20 protein-coding genes and 1 pseudogene are annotated in these 15,797 nt (G+C 63.9%); 10 read left to right on the top strand and 11 right to left on the bottom strand.

The annotated features are described in order from the left end of the window. Window positions 1–87: 87 nt before the first annotated feature. The gene (locus tag G315_RS0100105; RefSeq protein ID WP_018176934.1) at window positions 88–585 is read right to left on the bottom strand and encodes a DUF302 domain-containing protein; all 498 of its coding nucleotides are present in this window, start codon (window positions 583–585) and stop codon (window positions 88–90) included. Window positions 586–793: 208 nt separating this feature from the next. Between G315_RS0100105 and G315_RS0100100 the strand changes: the two genes are divergently transcribed. Continuing rightward, window positions 794–1,018 carry a hypothetical protein gene (locus G315_RS0100100; RefSeq protein ID WP_018145900.1) on the top strand — a complete coding sequence of 75 codons (225 nt, stop codon included), beginning with the start codon at window positions 794–796 and terminating at the stop codon, window positions 1,016–1,018. A gap of 54 nt (window positions 1,019–1,072) precedes the next feature. Beyond that, complete coding sequence (locus tag G315_RS0100095) at window positions 1,073–1,279, top strand: hypothetical protein (protein ID WP_018145901.1); 207 nt, start codon at window positions 1,073–1,075, stop codon at window positions 1,277–1,279. 1,846 nt (window positions 1,280–3,125) lie between these two features. Here the strand turns inward: G315_RS0100095 and G315_RS0100090 are convergent. From G315_RS0100090 to G315_RS0100080, 3 genes are all read right to left on the bottom strand, one after another. Beyond that, window positions 3,126–3,551 (bottom strand): restriction endonuclease, encoded by a 426-nt coding sequence (locus G315_RS0100090; protein WP_026338786.1) that lies wholly within the window; start codon window positions 3,549–3,551, stop codon window positions 3,126–3,128. 637 nt (window positions 3,552–4,188) lie between these two features. After that, on the bottom strand, window positions 4,189–4,527 hold the full coding sequence (locus G315_RS0100085) for a nucleotidyltransferase domain-containing protein (RefSeq protein ID WP_019571823.1): 339 nt from the start codon (window positions 4,525–4,527) through the stop codon (window positions 4,189–4,191). Beyond that, window positions 4,524–4,943, bottom strand: a complete 420-nt coding sequence (locus G315_RS0100080; RefSeq protein WP_026338785.1) for a nucleotidyltransferase substrate binding protein — start codon at window positions 4,941–4,943, stop codon at window positions 4,524–4,526. Before G315_RS0100080 ends, G315_RS0100085 begins: the two co-directional genes overlap by 4 nt. A gap of 409 nt (window positions 4,944–5,352) precedes the next feature. On the opposite strand from G315_RS0100080, the gene G315_RS0100075 reads away from it, so the two are divergent. Both G315_RS0100075 and G315_RS0100070 read left to right on the top strand, forming a co-directional pair. Continuing rightward, entirely contained in the window at window positions 5,353–5,601 is a 249-nt protein-coding gene (locus tag G315_RS0100075; RefSeq protein ID WP_018145904.1) for a type II toxin-antitoxin system CcdA family antitoxin, read from the top strand. Continuing rightward, on the top strand, window positions 5,601–5,915 hold the full coding sequence (locus G315_RS0100070; protein ID WP_019611625.1) for a CcdB family protein: 315 nt from the start codon (window positions 5,601–5,603) through the stop codon (window positions 5,913–5,915). The genes G315_RS0100075 and G315_RS0100070 overlap by 1 nt, the downstream gene beginning before the upstream one ends. Before the next feature lie 582 nt (window positions 5,916–6,497). Here G315_RS0100070 and G315_RS0100065 read toward each other — a convergent pair. From G315_RS0100065 to G315_RS13650, 3 genes and pseudogenes are all read right to left on the bottom strand, one after another. Next, complete coding sequence (locus tag G315_RS0100065; protein ID WP_017926249.1) at window positions 6,498–6,779, bottom strand: helix-turn-helix domain-containing protein; 282 nt, start codon at window positions 6,777–6,779, stop codon at window positions 6,498–6,500. After that, window positions 6,779–7,006, bottom strand: a complete 228-nt coding sequence (locus G315_RS0100060) for a type II toxin-antitoxin system RelE/ParE family toxin (RefSeq protein ID WP_231370693.1) — start codon at window positions 7,004–7,006, stop codon at window positions 6,779–6,781. The genes G315_RS0100065 and G315_RS0100060 overlap by 1 nt, the downstream gene beginning before the upstream one ends. 693 nt (window positions 7,007–7,699) lie before the next feature. After that, window positions 7,700–8,014 (bottom strand): annotated as a pseudogene (locus G315_RS13650) (lipid carrier--UDP-N-acetylgalactosaminyltransferase); the annotation flags it as partial. Window positions 8,015–8,061: 47 nt separating this feature from the next. Between G315_RS13650 and G315_RS0100050 the strand changes: the two are divergent. After that, window positions 8,062–8,397: a type II toxin-antitoxin system RelE/ParE family toxin gene (locus tag G315_RS0100050; RefSeq protein ID WP_019611622.1), complete on the top strand. Its 336-nt coding sequence runs from the start codon at window positions 8,062–8,064 to the stop codon at window positions 8,395–8,397. Further along, window positions 8,397–8,681 carry a NadS family protein gene (gene nadS / locus G315_RS0100045; protein WP_019611621.1) on the top strand — a complete coding sequence of 95 codons (285 nt, stop codon included), beginning with the start codon at window positions 8,397–8,399 and terminating at the stop codon, window positions 8,679–8,681. The genes G315_RS0100050 and nadS overlap by 1 nt, the downstream gene beginning before the upstream one ends. Before the next feature lie 376 nt (window positions 8,682–9,057). Here nadS and G315_RS0100040 read toward each other — a convergent pair whose 3' ends face one another. The 3 genes from G315_RS0100040 to G315_RS0100030 form a co-directional block, all read right to left on the bottom strand. Continuing rightward, on the bottom strand, window positions 9,058–9,567 hold the full coding sequence (locus tag G315_RS0100040) for an AlpA family transcriptional regulator (protein WP_018939111.1): 510 nt from the start codon (window positions 9,565–9,567) through the stop codon (window positions 9,058–9,060). 583 nt (window positions 9,568–10,150) lie between these two features. After that, window positions 10,151–10,702 carry a sugar transferase gene (locus G315_RS0100035; protein WP_019611620.1) on the bottom strand — a complete coding sequence of 184 codons (552 nt, stop codon included), beginning with the start codon at window positions 10,700–10,702 and terminating at the stop codon, window positions 10,151–10,153. Between the two features lie 577 nt (window positions 10,703–11,279). After that, window positions 11,280–11,807: a hypothetical protein gene (locus G315_RS0100030; RefSeq protein ID WP_019611619.1), complete on the bottom strand. Its 528-nt coding sequence runs from the start codon at window positions 11,805–11,807 to the stop codon at window positions 11,280–11,282. Window positions 11,808–12,562: 755 nt separating this feature from the next. Here G315_RS0100030 and G315_RS0100025 point away from each other — a divergent pair. The 4 genes from G315_RS0100025 to G315_RS0100010 all read left to right on the top strand — a co-directional run bounded on the left by G315_RS0100025 (window position 12,563) and on the right by G315_RS0100010 (window position 14,582). Continuing rightward, complete coding sequence (locus tag G315_RS0100025; RefSeq protein ID WP_019611618.1) at window positions 12,563–12,790, top strand: hypothetical protein; 228 nt, start codon at window positions 12,563–12,565, stop codon at window positions 12,788–12,790. Beyond that, a complete protein-coding gene (locus tag G315_RS0100020; RefSeq protein ID WP_019611617.1) occupies window positions 12,787–13,185 on the top strand; it encodes a type II toxin-antitoxin system VapC family toxin in 399 nt (132 codons plus the stop codon). The genes G315_RS0100025 and G315_RS0100020 overlap by 4 nt, the downstream gene beginning before the upstream one ends. Before the next feature lie 603 nt (window positions 13,186–13,788). Next, window positions 13,789–14,187, top strand: a complete 399-nt coding sequence (locus tag G315_RS0100015; RefSeq protein WP_019611616.1) for a nucleotidyltransferase domain-containing protein — start codon at window positions 13,789–13,791, stop codon at window positions 14,185–14,187. Beyond that, a complete protein-coding gene (locus G315_RS0100010) occupies window positions 14,172–14,582 on the top strand; it encodes a DUF86 domain-containing protein (RefSeq protein WP_019611615.1) in 411 nt (136 codons plus the stop codon). Before G315_RS0100015 ends, G315_RS0100010 begins: the two co-directional genes overlap by 16 nt. 103 nt (window positions 14,583–14,685) lie before the next feature. Here the strand turns inward: G315_RS0100010 and G315_RS0100005 are convergent, their stop codons facing one another. After that, window positions 14,686–15,615, bottom strand: coding sequence for an SDR family oxidoreductase (locus G315_RS0100005; RefSeq protein WP_081624430.1), 930 nt, complete (start codon window positions 15,613–15,615; stop codon window positions 14,686–14,688). Between the last annotated feature and the right edge of the window lie 182 nt (window positions 15,616–15,797).

The raw sequence follows: 15,797 nt of genomic DNA, 5'->3' as shown, positions 1-15,797 counted from the left end.
CGCCGAAGCGGGCCCCATTGCACCGGGCACGTCAGATCCAATCCAGCCTGACGCCCGGCCTGCGGTACCGGACTGTACCGGATTGCGTTACTCGGCGATGGCCCGCTCGATAATCGCCTCGATCTCCTCGGAAGACTTCTCCATCACCTCGGCCACGCCTTCCGGCATCATCGGCAGGAAGTCCGGGACATTCATCCGCGAGATGAACACATCCCCCTGGCTGTCCTGATAGATGCTCACCCGGCAGGGCATGAAGGCGGAAACCGGGCGATACGCATCCTCTTCCAGGATCTGCGCGCTGTAGCGCCCGCTGCACACGTCCAGGATCACCACCGGATCAATGGTGAAACCGCGCTCGGACAGCGTCCCGGCCATGTTGTTGCGGTTCAGGATGCTCCAGCCGGCCTCGGACGCCTCGCGCTCGAACGCGGCCAGGGTCTCCGGGAACGAATGCGGGCTCTGCGTCACCTTGACCATCTCCGGCTGCTGGTCGCCATGGTTATCGGCCTGCGCCGCACCGACGAACGCCAGCGCCAGCAGCATCGCCACCAGTGCGAGGAACCGCGGGCCGTGGCGCATGGTCATCACTTTAGAATGCATCATGGTTTCTCCTTTCCCGGGAAGCGGGAATGCTCGTGGTCGGCTGCCTCTTCGGTACGTTGGAGGCAGCAACAGTTATACAGGATAGCGCCCAACGAGCCCGGCTATCTTGATGCAGGTCAACCGAACACGAATCAGACCCGTTCTACACGGGCACAACCGACGTCACCAACATCGCAACCAGGAGATCGACATGGAAGCCACACTGAAGGACGGAACGGTCACCCTGAAGATCGACAAGAAGACCGCGAAGGACATCGCCGAAAATATCACCGAGCTCGAAGGCGAGATCAGCAACGGCGCGCGGGCACTGGGCTCCGTGCTGCAAGACGGCATCTACGAGCTGGAAAACGAATTCCGCCAGCCGCCGCATGCCTTCGACGAGCAGGCCCCCAAGCAGCCCTCCATCGAGGACTGAGCCCGCCGCCGCAAAGGCATCATCGACTCACCACAAGACACTAAGGAGCAGCACATGCACCTGGAAAAAGCGGAAAACGGGGAACTCGTCATCACCATGCCCCAGGCGGAAGCCGCCGACGCCCTGGCCACGCTCAAGAAGCGCGCCGACGAACTCGACGAATGCGAGGAACTAACCGAAGCCCTGGAAAACGCCGGCATCCAGCTGCCCGAGCAACCGGACCACATCCGCCACGAATACATGCCCCCCGCCGACCACTAAACCAAGCGCCGCCCCACAACCCCGTGGGGCGGCCTTTCGCCGGAGAACCACCTCCCGTCTGGCAACCGCATAGTTGCATCGCCCCAACGGATACGGCCCTTGTGGGATCAGACCCTGTGGGAGCGGCCCTGGCCGCGAAGCCCCCGCCCGCGCCAGACAACACCCCCATACATGGGGTTCCCTCCTATGGGGCCCGACAGCAAACAATCACCCCGGCAAGCGTCACGAGCCCGCGCATTGCCGATACGCGCAGACATGCTCGCCCGCCAAGGCCCCAGCCATCCACACCGGCCACCCAAAGACGGCCGGCTTCGCACTGAGGACCCGCCCGCGGTCCGCATTCCGGGCATCACCGCAGGTATCGCGCGCACCCTCCACTTGGTGCCCGTCCGCCCGCCTCAAAGTGCGCGCGCGGAGCCTGCGTGCCCGGCGAGGAAACAGAAGAACGGGCCGCCGAACCACACCCTCCGATCACCAGTTAGAGAGCCTCGCTCTTCACCAGCTCCAGAAAGAGAAAGAGCCACCTCGGCGTCCATGCCCAGGCGGCTCTTTCGGGGGCATCCTTGTCCCCGCGGCAAAAATTAACACAGCGACAAAATTATTCCATCCACACACCAGGAAAATACGTCAGCGGTCGATTTCCGCCCCTGAGCGGTCGTTTCGCCTCCCGTCGCAGCCCGTGATTCGCGACCCAACGCACTTCTTCCGCCCGTACTGCCCCACCGCGGCACCCGAACCACCGAGGCCATCCCACCAGGGCGCCAGGCCTGAACCCGGCATCCCGAAGCCGCTTCCCCACCTCGTCAATCCGGGGCGGGCCCTCCCCCGTCATCGCGAGGCGCAAAGCGACGTGGCGATCGCCTCGAGCCACCCAAACGCCCGCCCATTACCTGCGACCGTAGCGCCCCACCCGACATGCCGGCTGCAACCCCACCACTACAATGTCACCCCGGCCGCAGCCCCCACCCCGTCATCCCGGCCACCGCGCCACCCTTACCCCGTCATCCCGGCCGCAGCGCAGCGAAGAGCCGGGATCTCCAGCGCTGGATCAACCCCAATGTCGAAGATCTTGAATCGCCGCCGAAGGGCCAGCAGTCGCGGGGCAACCTGCCCGAAAACCGATCTACCTTCACCATACCCAGAAAGAGAAAGAGCCACCCCAGCATCCTTGCCCGGGCGGCTCTTTCGGGAACGTCCGTGTCCCCGCGACAGAAACTAGCACATAAAGTAGAGGATCCCAGCCCCGCAGCAGAAAAACCCGCCAACGGTCCATGTCCGCCTGTCAACGGTCGATTCTCATGGCCTCATGAGTGCCACACACGGCTGCCCCTACCCGTTTCTCCGATCCCGCATCCCGGAATTACGGGCGCCGAACACCGGCCCAGGAGCACATGCGACCCAGGCCGGGGACGAACCCCCGCAACATACTCAAGCGGCTACCTCCACTCCAGCCGCAGCGCGACCCCGTCATCCCGGCCGTAGCGCAGCGAAGAGCCGGGATCTCCACCGCGTGAGCCACCCCCAACGCACGAGATCCCGGCAACCGGCTACCTGCGCCGCGGTTTCCGGGATCGCGAAGGATGGGAATGTGGCTTTCCGGCGGGGGGTGAAGCTCCCCCGAAATCCCGGAGCCAGGGCACCCTCTAGTTGTCCAGGGCCTGAACCGCCACCGGGGCAAGACAACCACCGGCGAGCGCCCAACAACACTGAATCCTGCGGCACAAGGCCCGACCCCCAATAGGCGCTCAGCGCTCGGCGCAATCCCCCGCGCGTCGCAGCCCCAGCAGCCAGGGTGCAAGCCCACCTCTGCGAAGCATTCGATGGATCGCCTCGGTCCGGGCGGCCCTCAGCCCTGCAACAGCGCCTGCGTATCCGGGTCCAGGGCCCCCCAGTGCTGGCGCAACCGCTCGGCCAGGTCCGCCGGCTCCAGCAGCATGACCGGAATGGACAAGTCCGCCGCACGCTCCCGCGCCTCGGCCGAAAACCCACCCGGGCTCACGTACATCCCTCGGTCCCCGGCACGCCGACCGCTGGCAAAGGCCTCCAGCTCGTCCAAATCCGTTTCCACCGACGGATCACGCGCCACAGCCACCACCAGCCGCGGCAGGTCTTCGCCACCCGCCGCAGGCACCATTACCCGCTCCAGCCACGGGCGGGCACCCTCCTCCGGCTCCACGACCTCGACATACCCCATAGCGCGCAGCAACCCTTGCACCAGCCGAACGCGGTCCGCAGTCCCCAGTTGTTCCAATCGCTCAGTCCAATCGTCCATCTTGATCGCCCTCCCGGAGCACCCACACCCCAAACGCTACCGGAACCTTGCCGAATGTACACGCCCGAATCGAGTTCCCACGCAGCCAACGCGCGCTGACGCCCATGCAGGCGCGCTGCACACTCACGGAAACGCTCACCCATTCCCCCGTCCAGGCCACAGGATCTCATCCCCACCCGGTCATGCCCGGCGCAGCACCACCCCGTCATCGCGAGGCGCAAGGCAACGACGCGCTGTACAAGCCCCCCCTCCACCACCGGCCTAACCCCGTGGGAGCGGGCTCGCCCGCGAAGCCCCCGCCAATGCCCGAAAACCACGAACCCTTTCAACGAAACGGCACGACCGCCCACCCCACTCTGTCATCCCGAGGCGCGCAGCGACGCGGCGATCTCCACGGGCGACGCAAATGCCATCCCGGCCGCAACGACCCTACCCCTTCATCCCGGCCGAAGCGAAGCGAAGAGCCGGGATCTCCCACGTCGGAATGACGCCAAACGCCAGTACCACCACCCACGCCAGAGATCCCGGATAACCGCGACGCGGTTTCCGGGATGACAAGAAAGGGGAAACACGGGCTGGATCACACAGGGACATTGGCGCCGCCCATACGCAGACTCCCGGACCGCGCAGAACCCGCTCAACCGCCAACCGCACCCGCGCGGCAGAACTCCACCCCGACCCGGCGAATGTGATCGCGCAGGTCGGGGGCATCGATCTGGTGCCACAACGAAAGGTCCACTTTCCAGGGCAACAACAAGTCGTCAATCTCGCCCTCGATCTTCAACAGATCCGTCACCGCCAGAGCATCTGCTTCCACGCACAGATCAATATCGGACGCCTTTCGAAACGTGCCCATCGCACGGGAACCGTACAACCAGACCGCGGAAACCTCCGGCCAACGATCAAACACCTGGCACAACCGCGTTACCACATAATCCGGGAGCCCGAACTGGGAATCCGTCGCCACGGCCGTCACGCACGCGCCTCCAGTTCGCCCATGCGCGTCGCAAATGCACGAAAAAGCCCGCAATAGCGCTCGATCACCTGATCCGAGATCTCCCGCGCGACCTTCTCGTTGTAGGCATGAGCCGTCAGATTCCGACTGCGGATCATCTCCATCCAGCCTTCACCATCCTCGATCAACCCCTTGCCAAAGGCTTCCCGGACCGCATCGCGCGAGCCGGTAATCGCCGTATTTCCCTGCCAGGCGAAATAGTCCTTCATCACGTTCCAGGCCAACTCGTGGTTGAACTCGAACGCCTGAATCAGCCCTTGACGCTCCAGGTCCGAAAGCTCGCGCTGGCCAGCCAGTTCGACCGCTCCCTCCAGCTGCTCCAGTGCCCGCCGAAAATTCGCCAATCGCTGTTTCCAGCGTACATCCACGTCCGCCATCAGAAACTCCATCGAAACCCAGCTTCAACGCTACGTGACAACGCATCCTGCGTCACGCAGCGAAATCCTGGCCCGCTCCCATCATCCCGACCGCAGGACCAGCCCACCCCGTCATCGCGAGGAGCAAAGCGACGCGGCGATCTCCACGGACTACCCCAAAGGCCTGCCCATTACCCCGACCGCAGCGCCACCACTACAACGTCATCCCGGCCGTAGCGCAGCGAAGAGCCGGGATCTCCCACGCCGGACCAACACCAAACGCCGGTGCCACCATCTACACCTGAGACCCAGGACAACCGCTACAACCGAAACCCCGAACGCATCACCATCTCTCAAATGACCGTAATTGACCCACATGATGAATGCGCACATTCTATGCGCACCGCATATGAACAGACCGGGAGCCACCATGAACCTCATGCCCTACAACACCGACGCCCCGCGCAAGGCCACCAACCTCACCGTCAATTCCGACCTTCTGGCTCAGGCGCGTGAACTGGGCATCAACCTCTCGGCCCTTTTCGAGCAGCAGTTAGTCCAGGCCGTGCGAGAAGCACGCCGCGATGCCTGGATCGCCGAGAACCGCCAGGCCCTGGCCGGATACAACCAGCGTGTTGCCGAGCGTGGCAGCTTCGGTGACCGCGCTCGCCGGTTCTGATGGCCCAGTTCTCGGTCCACCGCAACCCATCCGCCGATACCGCATCCTGGGTACCGTACCTGCTGGTACTCCAGAACGACCTGCTCGCGGAGATCAGCACCGTGGTCGTGGCCCCGCTGATACACGCGGAGTCATTTGGCCCCCCCGCCCACATCCTCAACCCCGCCTTCACTATCGAAGGTCACCGGGTGGTATTGTCCACCGCCGAGCTTGCCGGGGTCTCCCGGACCACGTTAGGCGAAGAAGTCCTCTCCCTCGGCGGCGAACGAGACACCATCATGGCCGCCTGCGACTTCCTGTTTACGGGCATCTGATCGAGGCCCACGCGCCGCCCATCGCGTTCTGTGCCCGCCTCTTCAAGGTGACAATCCACCTGTGTCCGTTTCCTTCCCACGAGAGGCCCGCACGTCTCCGCATCCCTGTATTCGCTCAGAGCCGATCCTGCAAAAGCAGCCGGAACCAGAACCTCATGGTCTCGATATTGACCAAACCCTCCGTCATCCCGACCGCAGCGCCCCCATCCCGTCACCCCGGCCGCACCACCACCCCGTCATCCCGGCCACAGCACCACACCACACCGTCATCCCGGCCGCAGCACCACCCCACACCGTCATCCCGGCCGTAGCGAAGCGAAGAGCCGGGATCTCCCACGTCGGACCAACGCCAAACGCCAGTACCACCACCCACGCCAGAGACCCCGGATAACCGCAACGCGTTTTCCAGGATGACGAAGGATGGAGATATGGCTTTTCGACGGTGCCGGAAGCCGAAGAGAGGGACGTGATGCGGCTGCTAGACAGCAAAGGACGCCGCGCCCGGTTTGAGGGGTCGGGCCAACGCCGGATCGGCCAGAGGGCTGGCCTCCCACAATACCGGTGGCCCGAACCTTCAGGAGGTCAGGCCCGATCCTCCAGATGCAGTCGGAGCCGACGCCCCGTGGCCTCTGCATACCGGCAAAGGGTCTTCCAGGTAGGGGCCGACCGGCCACCCTCCAGCCGCGCCACCACCGACTGCGTGGTCCCCATTCGTCGGGCGACTTCTGCCTGGCTGAGGCCCGCCCTGGCGCGCGCGTCGAGCAGAGCCTCGATGAACTCGAACTCCGGCCCCAGCTGCTCATACTCGCGGCGTACCTCCGAGTCTTCCAGCAGCTCGGCTTTCAGTTCCTCATGGGTCTTCATCACAGATACTCCTCCCACCGCTTCCTGGCCGTATCAATCGCCCGACGCGGGGTCTTCTGGCTTTTCTTCACGAAGGCATGCAGAACAACCACCTCGCGTGAAGCTGCGCAGACATAAAGGGCCCGAGCAATCCCGTCACGCCCCTTCAGCCGCAACTCCCAGATCTTGCCCTCCACCTGCCGCGCATGGGGCATACCTAACACCCCCGGGCCGTGGTCCTGAATCACATCCACCAGCCGCAGATAACGAGCCTGAAGATCCGGCGGCAGCGCCCTGATCTCCTTCTAGGGAGACGCTGATTGAATCGCGCGTCCGCGCTCGAGTCGCTTTTGCGTGCGAACAAGGCGCGGTGACTGCCGTGCAGTCACTCTGCACAAGGGAACCGCAACGCTGTTCGCGCACAAAAGCGGCCGAGCCCCTGCTTTCAATGGCTTGTGGGGTTGGTGCCCCCTGTTCCCCGATCCTGCGTTGCGCCGCTTGCGGGTAGAACCACTACCCGCTGCACGCCGCGCCTTGTCTCGGAAAACAGGGGGCACCAACGCGGACGTGCGATTCAATCAGCGTCTCCCTAGGCGAGTGGTACGACACGCACCTTCCATGGAGTATATCGCATTTTTGCTATCTTCCTTCGCCATCCATGGCGTAATACCGTCCCCGAAGCCACTCAAGCCGCAGCGCCACCGACCCCGCCATCCCGGCCGCAGCGCCACCACTACAACGTCATCCCGGCCGCAGCACCACCCCACCTCGTCATCCCGGCCGTAGCGCAGCGAAGAGCCGGGATCTCCCACGTCGAAGGCACACCAAACGCCAGTGCCACCACCTACGCCAGAGATCCCGGATAACCGCGACGCGGTTTCCGGGATGACGACGCATAGGACCTGGCTGTGAGGTAGTCCGGAAACCCGCAAACCGAACTTTGGCCCAACCCGATCCCCCGATCCCCGCCCCAGCACCGTCAGCACCAGATACCGGAAATACGCCCGGATCGTCAGCGCATCCAGCATCTGCCGGTCCACCTCGGCCAGCTCGCGCGGCGTGGACATATCGATCCCGCGAATCTGTGCCAGCCCGGTAATCCCCGGTCGCACATCCAGCACCCCACGCGATGGCCGCTCCTGCAGCAGCTCTTCCTGATTGAACAACCCCGGCCGCGGCCCCACCAGGCTCATCTCGCCCTTCAACACATTCCACAGATGCGGATCCAACTTCGTCTTGCGCAGAAAGCGCCCCAACGCGTACCCTGTACACTAGCGAGAACCGGCATAAGGATATGCCTCAAGTGAGCCATGCCATTGAATTCATTGAGACCCCAACCTTCACCCGACAATTCCAGGCGATCGCCACGGATGATGAACTGAAAGAACTCCAGTGCACGCTGATCGCCCAACCCTACAAAGGCGACCTGATCCAGGGAACGGGAGGATTGCGCAAGATCCGCATCGGGTTGGCTCAACGAGGCAAGCGGGGCGGCGGGCGCGTCATGTACTTTCTGGCGAGCAAGGAGATCATCTACCTGATCCTAGCCTACCCGAAGAATGCGAAAGACAACCTCACCGCCACCGAAAAGGCGGCCCTGAAAGCACTGACCTCACGGCTAACAGAGGGAGCTCCCTGATGAACATCTACGACGAACTCCAGACATCACTACAGGAAGCGGTCGACATCAAGCAGGGCAAGAAAGCGGCCAGCCGCGTCACCCGCCACGAAGTGGCGGACGTGAAGACCATTCGCGCCCAATTGCGCGTTTCCCAGGCAGAATTTGCCAAAGCCATGGGAACGAGCCTCGACACCATCAAGAGCTGGGAAGCCAAACGCCGCAACCCCACCGGACTGGCTGCCAAGGTCCTCGCTACCATCCAGGACAACCCGAGCTTCTTCAACGAAATCGCCGCGCACTGACCCGAGCGACGCCAGGAACCTCCGCATCCCCCGTAGGAGCCCAGCCCACTGGGCGACGGGCCCCAACCAACACCCCCATCGCCGAGAGGCCCGTCTCCGACACGGCCCAGAGCCACTGCAGCCACATGCCCCCTGTAGGAGCGGGCTCGCCCGCGAAGCCCCCGCCAAAGCCCGAAAACCAGCAACTCTCTCCACCCTGACGGGCCGCTCCGCCCCCCTCCGGTCATCGCGAGGAGCAAAGCAACGCCGCGATCTCCAAGGGCGACCGCACAAGCCATCCCATTACCCCACCGTAGCGCCCTACCCCGTCACACCAGCCATGCTGGAGCGAAGAGCCTGTATCGCGCCCAGTCAGCGAACGTGGCGCGCGCTACCGCTACCCGGCCACCGCATCGTCAGGACGTCGCAGCCGCGCGGCCTCGCGGGCCACATTCACCTGCATGCTCTCCCGCGCCACTTCGTGCAAAGTTGGATCAACGGTGCGCCCCTGGCGATCAAACCACTCCAGCACATCGGCCAAGTGCCACAGCGACGAATGCCCCTCGTGCAGCGGCAACGGGAAGCTGTCCCGGTGAGTTTGCACCAGCTTGCGCATATTCTGCCGGGAAAACTCGAACAGATCGGCCATATCGGTCACGCCCACGAGATCCGGCGCCGCCTCCACCAGACGGGCCTCTGGTATCGCATTGCGTACATCACGAATCGCACTGCCCACCGCCTCGCGTGCCGCGCCTGCCTCGCGGACAAAAGACAGCGCGAGCCGACCTTTCTGGCCCGTACCGATCAGGGCATCATCGCAGCCACCCTCAAACAACCGGCCCTCTAGCGTCTGCCGATCCAATCCCTCCGGGATCGCGAATTTCAGCGTGAACTCGTATGCGCTCATGATCGCTCCTCTTCACCGACACGGCCTCCGGTACACCCCTCCACCACGCGGCGAATCTGCCGTGCGTGGGAGGACGAGTTCCTCGGTGTACTCCAGACGCTCACGATGCAGAATTCTCCACAACGGCATTCCCGTTCATTCCAGGGGCAATACAACCGCGCCCAGGCATGACCACCAGCCATTTCGACCCGCCAACCATTGGCCTCGGCATGGGCCACAGCCGCTTCAACGTCCTTGTTGGGATGTCGTCGCCTGCCCATCTCCCTCCCTGTGAAGCTAGCCCCAGGAGCAACAGTTGTCAATTGACAACCGTTGCTCGCCACGTCCCTGTTAACCTAGCCGAAGCCCCACCACCAGCTCGTCGTCCCAGCCGCAGCCCCCCTCTCAATCATCCCGAAAGTAGGCCCCACACTCTGTCATCCCGGCCGTAGCGAAGCGAAGAGCCGGGATCTCCCACGTCGGACCAACGCCAAACGCCAGTACCACCACCCACGCCAGAGATCCCGGATAACCGCGACGCGGTTTCCGGGATGACGACGCATGGGACCTGGCTGTGAGGTAGTGCGGAAACCCGCAAACCGAACTACGGCCGAACCCGGTCCCCCGATCCCCGCCCCAGCACCGTCAGCACCAGATACCGGAAATATGCCCGGACCGTCAGGGCATCCAGCATCTGCCGGTCCACCTCGGCCAGTTCGCGCGGCGTGGACATATCGATCCCGCGGATCTGTGCCAGGCCAGTAATCCCCGGTCGCGCATCGAGCACTCCGCGCACCGCCCGCTCCTGCAGCAGCTCTTCCTGGTTGAACAACCCCGGCCGCGGGCCCACCAGGCTCATCTCGCCCTTCAACACATTCCACAGCTGCGGCAGCTCATCCAGCTTTGTCTTCCGCAGAAAGCGCCCCAGGGGCGTCACCGCCGAGGCCTCGGCCAGATGCGTCGCCACCGACGCCGTATCCGGCCGCATCGTGCGGAACTTCACCAGCACAAAAGGTCGCTGATAGCGCCCCACCCGCTCCTGCCGAAACAGCGGCGACCGCGACTCCATCCAGCCCAGCACCCACAACACCAGCAACACCGGCGCCGCCACCACCAGCCCCAACACCGACAACACCACATCCAGAACCCGTATCAAAACACCCTCATCCTTATCGCCAAATGTGGAGCCGGGCCCTCTCGGCGAACACCCGAAAAAGCCCCCGTCATCTCGACCACAGCACCCTCACCGTCATCACGACGAGGAAAGCGAAGCGGCGATCTCCAAGTTCAAACCCCAAAGCCGGCCTTACCTCAATCGTGGGGGCGACCCTGGCCGCGAAGCCCCCGCCAAAGCCCGAAAACCACCAACCCTCAACGCCGCAACGTTCCCACCACCCACCGCGCTACCACCACCTGGTCATCCCGGCCGCAGCGCAGTGGAGAGCCGGGATCTCCCACGCCCACATCACCCCCAAAACGAAAAATCCCGAGCAACCGCGACACGGCTCCCGGGATGCTCATCACTCATACCACTACACCGACTCACAGCAGCCTCCGCACCGAACTCCAACCCTGTTCTGGGCCTATTGTGGGAACGGGCTCGCCCGCGAAGCCCCCGCCAAAGCCAGAAAACCACCAACCCCGGGGAAACAGTGCTCCGCGCACACAGCCGCCCCGGGCAAAACTTGCACGCCAGTCAGGCGCAGCCAGCGCGTCGATGGATCAATCCCTGGTTAGGCAGGCGGACCGGTTTCGGCCGAACGCCGGGCTCGCTCCAGAATCCGCGGCGCAACGAACAGCGCCACCATACCGAACAGGTCGAGTGTCCCAATAATGCCAGCCGCAACCGCACTGAAGGGCGCAATCGCAACCGCCGCACCCAAGCCCGCAACCGCAATGATCACTCCATAGCGTTGGCCTCGGCGGTCTTTTTCGATAGCGCCTTCCAGGCCGCGCTCCCGCACTCGGTGCGCGTGCATCTGCTCATCCACCGCCATCTGCACGATGGCGCGGCGAGTCGGCTCGTCAAAACGATTCAAGAGATCAGGGTGCGGCAAGGGTCCGCTATATGATTCATGCCGCGTTGCCGCCATCACCAGCTCCGGTGGCCCGGCAACCAAAAGATCGGCGAGCCGCCGTTGCTCCTCCGCCGACAGGGAACCGGCCTCCAGCCTGTCCACCAATGCCACAAACGTACCGCCATTTTCGCTGGCGGCATCTGGCGGGTCCTCAGGTAGGCCCTCCGTCGGCCGATCGCTCATCCGTCATCTCCCTTCCCTGGCTGGATTCCACGCGCTCCATCCCTGCGCGCAACCGATCGCCCGCATAGGCCCAATGCAACGCCATACGCTGCTGTAGGGAACCAGCGGGCATAAATGCCGAGTAATCATGCGAAGGCCAAAAGTCCATCACCGACCCGGCGGCCAGCCACATCCTTCCAGTACTTCGCTGTCTCGTCTTCACCTTTTCACCACCATTGCTTCGATACCTGCCACAAGCCCATCTTGGCCCAGCCCGCCGCCACGTACAAATGCACCCGCCCCACCATCCACAACCCGCCCTCGCACCCGGCGTGCCCCCTACATTGTGGGAGCGGGCCTGCCCGCGAAGCCCCGCCAAAGTCCGAAAGCCACCAATCACACCCTCATCACCAGGCGACACCCCAACCACCCCGTCATCGCGAGGAGCCAAGCGACGGAGCGATCTCCAAAGCCAACCCACGCAGCCGATCCATCATCGGCGGCCGCAGCACCACCCCGTCATCCCGGCCGCAGCGCAGCGAAGAGCCGGGATCTCCCACGTCAGGAAAACACCAACGCCAGTACCACCACTTACGTACGAGATCCCGGCTCTCCGCTGCGCTGCGGCCGGGATGACAGCAAGACCGTAAGCCAGCGGCATAGGGCGCTCGAAGTCCCAGCAAGGGTATTCCCGGTACACCCCGTATTCACGGAACGTTGGCTAGGCGACACCTTCGAACATATAATCCCACTTATATGCCTAGCAGGAGGAACGTATGGGCCAAGTCACCATCTACCTCGACAATGACCACGAACAGCGTCTCAAGCGCGCAGCTCAATCGGCCGGCATCCCCGTCAGCCGCTACGTCGCACGGCTGGTAGAAGAAAACACCCGAACCGAGTGGCCCGACTCCGTCCGCACCCTGGCCGGTCAATGGAATGACTTCCCCACGGCCGAGGAACTGCGCGACACGCCCCCGGACAGCCCCCGCGAAGCGCTGTGAAATACGCCCTGGACGCCAACACCCTGATCTATTTCTTCAAGGGTCACGGCAAGGTCGCCGAAAACCTGCTGGCCACAGCACCCTCCGACGTCCTCGTTCCCGCCATTGTGGTGTACGAGCTCGAAACCGGCATCGCCAAGTCCAGCGAGCCCGAAAAACGCCAAAAGCAGCTGGCCGAGCTACTCGATGTCGTCACCGTCCTCCCGTTTGACCGACCCACCGCCAGCCATGCCGCCCGCATACGCGCCCACCTCGAGCAACAGGGCACGCCCATCAGCCCCATGGACACACTGATCGCCGCCACTGCCCTGGCCCACAACGCGACCCTCGTCACCCACAACGTAGCCGAGTTCCAACGGGTCCCCAGTCTCCCACTCACCGACTGGTTCACCTGACCCGCAAGCCCCTCCGGCCATCCCGACCACACCCCACTACAACCCGTCATCGCGAGGAGCAAAGCGACGAAGCGATCTCCAAAGCCAACCCCCGCAGCCGATCCATCATCGGCGGCCGCAACGCCACCACTACAACGTCACCCCGGCCGCAGCGCAGCGAAGAGCCGGCATCGCGCACGGATGGGATTCCACAGCCACTGTGCTATCACTGGACGGTGGAGATCCCGGATAACGGCTTCGCCGTTTCCGGGATGACCCGGGGGGTTAATCCTGCGAGGCGACGGAGCAGGCAGTCTCCGTGGTAACCCCTTGCCGTCATCCCGGCCGCAGCACCACCCCACACCGTCATCCTAGCCGTAGCACCACCCCACCCCGTCATCCCGGCCGTAGCGAAGCGAAGAGCCGGGATCTCCCACGTCAGACAAACACCAAACGCCGGTGCGGCCACCCACGCCAGAGATCCCGGATAACCGCTCCAAAATTTCCGGGATAACGGCCAACAACAAAATCCTCTCCGCCCCAGCGTTGCCTCTACTAAGGAGACGCCAATCACCCATGAATGCGAACGTGCACATTCAAAGACATCTCCCTACACTGGGATGCATGAGCCATCGCACCGAAATCGATCGCATTCGTGCCGTGTTGCGAAACCATCACGAGCTGGAGCTAGCCATTCTGTTCGGATCCCTGGCGAGCGGAAAAATGCACCCACATAGCGATGTCGACCTGGCCGTCAGCGCAGGAGCGCCGCTTCCAGCCACCACGCGCATCGCGCTCATCGAAGAAATTGCCTCCACCACCGGGCGTCCCGTGGACCTTGTGGACCTCACCCAGGCCGGCGAACCCTTACTGGGCGAGATCGTCACACGCGGCATCCGCCTGACCGGACAGGACGAGGCCCACGCCCGCTTCCTCACGCGCCACTTGCTCGACCAGGCCGATTTCTCCCCCTACCGCGACCGCATTCTGGCCGAACGGAGACAAGCGTGGATCGCCGGGTAATCGAACAAAAGCTCGAAACGCTGCGCTATTGCGTCCAGCGGGTCGCGCAACGTTGCCCGGAGGACCCCAACCAACTCCAGCAAGATCCGGACACACAGGACATCATCGCCCTGAACCTGTCCCGTGCGGTGCAACAATGTGTCGACATTGGAGCCCATCTCGTGACCTCCCTCGAACTACCCCCTCCGGACACCATGGGCGAGACGTTCGACCGTCTCGCTGAAGGCGGCATCATTGAAGCGAGCCTGGCCGACCGGCTCAAGAAGGCCGTCGGCTTTCGCAACATCGCAGTCCATAACTACGAGCGCATCAACTGGGAGATCGTCCACGCCGTGTGCTCACGCCACCTCGACGACTTCCGGACTTTTGCACGCACAGTCAACGAACGCCTCTAACGCGTCACCCTTCAACCAGGTGCAACCATCGATTCGCACGAGCACCCCCCGTAGGAGCGGCCTTGGCCGCGAAGCCCCCGCCAAAGCCAGAAAACCACCAACGCTACCGCCGCAACGGCGCCACCGCCCGCCGCAACCCCTCATCCAGCGAAACCGGCGGCACCCACCCCAACACCTCCCGCGCCTTCGAAACATCCACCTGCAACGATCCCAACAACCGCCGCGCCATCTCCCGCTTGCCCAGCGCCGTCGCCCCGGCCCGCAACATCCACACCGGTACCGGCACCAACCGCGCCGGCCGCTCCAGCGCATCCCCCACCTTGCGCAACAACCCGGCCGTGGACACATCCTCCCCATCCGCCACCAGGAAGGTCTCCCCCGCCGCAGCCGGATGGTCCAGACACGTCACAATCAAATCCACCAGATTATCCAGCGCCACCAGACTGCGCCGATTCTGCGTCACCGCACCCAGCGGCAACGGCACCCCCTTGCGCACCCAGCGCAGCAGGCTGCCGAAATTCGCGCCCACACCCGGCCCGTACACCAGCGGCGGCCGGATGATCACCACCTCCAGCCCCGTCTCCGCACTCAGCGCCCGCAGCCCATCCTCCGCCTCGCGCTTGGACACGCCGTACGGGTCCTCCGGCGCCGGCGAATCCGCCTCGCGGAACGGCTGCGCCGTCGGCGTCTCCTCCCCGTTCACCTTCACCGAGCTGACAAACACGAACCGGCGCACCCCGGCCTCCGCTGCCTGGCGCGCTAGCCGCAGCGTGCCTTCCACATTCACCCGCCGGAACGCCTCAAGCGGATCCGCCTCCGGCTCATCCATCACATGCACCCGCGCCGCCAGATGCACCACCGCATCCACCCCGGACACGGCATCCGCCCACTGCGTATCAGGTCCAATACTCCCAATCACCACACCATCGCAGCCCGACACGCGCCGGAGCCCCTTCCGAACATCCCACCCTCTACAGGATGCTTCCGCACAAAATCGCCTCCCGACGAACCCGTTCGAACCAGTTACAAACATTTTCTTCCGGCTCAAAACATGAACCTTTTTAGTCGAAACCACGGGGCGGCCTACGAAAACACTCGAGAAGCTTCGCTGGAATTTTTAAGGAGACGCTGATTTAATCCGCGGCCGCTCCCGTCTGGCGAGCGGGTTTGGGATAATGGCGGCAGGTTTCCTGCCCGAGGTGATGGGCGATGTCC

The organism is Thioalkalivibrio sp. AKL7, from assembly GCF_000381705.1.
In the GTDB taxonomy this organism is placed as follows: domain Bacteria; phylum Pseudomonadota; class Gammaproteobacteria; order Ectothiorhodospirales; family Ectothiorhodospiraceae; genus Thioalkalivibrio; species Thioalkalivibrio versutus.
Note: the sequence above shows the minus strand (reverse complement) of the source record. Positions and strands in the feature narration are given on the sequence as shown.

Excerpts from the sequence above, each read along its gene's own strand:
- G315_RS0100030 (WP_019611619.1), bottom strand. The coding sequence starts at position 11,807 with ATGAGCGATCGGCCGACGGAGGGCCTACCTGAGGACCCGCCAGATGCC.
- G315_RS0100090 (WP_026338786.1), bottom strand. The coding sequence starts at position 3,551 with ATGGACGATTGGACTGAGCGATTGGAACAACTGGGGACTGCGGACCGC.
- G315_RS0100100 (WP_018145900.1), top strand. The coding sequence starts at position 794 with ATGGAAGCCACACTGAAGGACGGAACGGTCACCCTGAAGATCGACAAG.
- G315_RS0100040 (WP_018939111.1), bottom strand. The coding sequence starts at position 9,567 with ATGAGCGCATACGAGTTCACGCTGAAATTCGCGATCCCGGAGGGATTG.
- G315_RS0100105 (WP_018176934.1), bottom strand. The coding sequence starts at position 585 with ATGACCATGCGCCACGGCCCGCGGTTCCTCGCACTGGTGGCGATGCTG.
- G315_RS0100070 (WP_019611625.1), top strand. The coding sequence starts at position 5,601 with ATGGCCCAGTTCTCGGTCCACCGCAACCCATCCGCCGATACCGCATCC.
- nadS (WP_019611621.1), top strand. The coding sequence starts at position 8,397 with ATGAACATCTACGACGAACTCCAGACATCACTACAGGAAGCGGTCGAC.
- G315_RS0100075 (WP_018145904.1), top strand. The coding sequence starts at position 5,353 with ATGAACCTCATGCCCTACAACACCGACGCCCCGCGCAAGGCCACCAAC.
- G315_RS0100005 (WP_081624430.1), bottom strand. The coding sequence starts at position 15,615 with ATGTTTGTAACTGGTTCGAACGGGTTCGTCGGGAGGCGATTTTGTGCG.
- G315_RS0100065 (WP_017926249.1), bottom strand. The coding sequence starts at position 6,779 with ATGAAGACCCATGAGGAACTGAAAGCCGAGCTGCTGGAAGACTCGGAG.
- G315_RS0100025 (WP_019611618.1), top strand. The coding sequence starts at position 12,563 with ATGGGCCAAGTCACCATCTACCTCGACAATGACCACGAACAGCGTCTC.
- G315_RS0100015 (WP_019611616.1), top strand. The coding sequence starts at position 13,789 with ATGAGCCATCGCACCGAAATCGATCGCATTCGTGCCGTGTTGCGAAAC.
- G315_RS0100080 (WP_026338785.1), bottom strand. The coding sequence starts at position 4,943 with ATGGCGGACGTGGATGTACGCTGGAAACAGCGATTGGCGAATTTTCGG.
- G315_RS0100095 (WP_018145901.1), top strand. The coding sequence starts at position 1,073 with ATGCACCTGGAAAAAGCGGAAAACGGGGAACTCGTCATCACCATGCCC.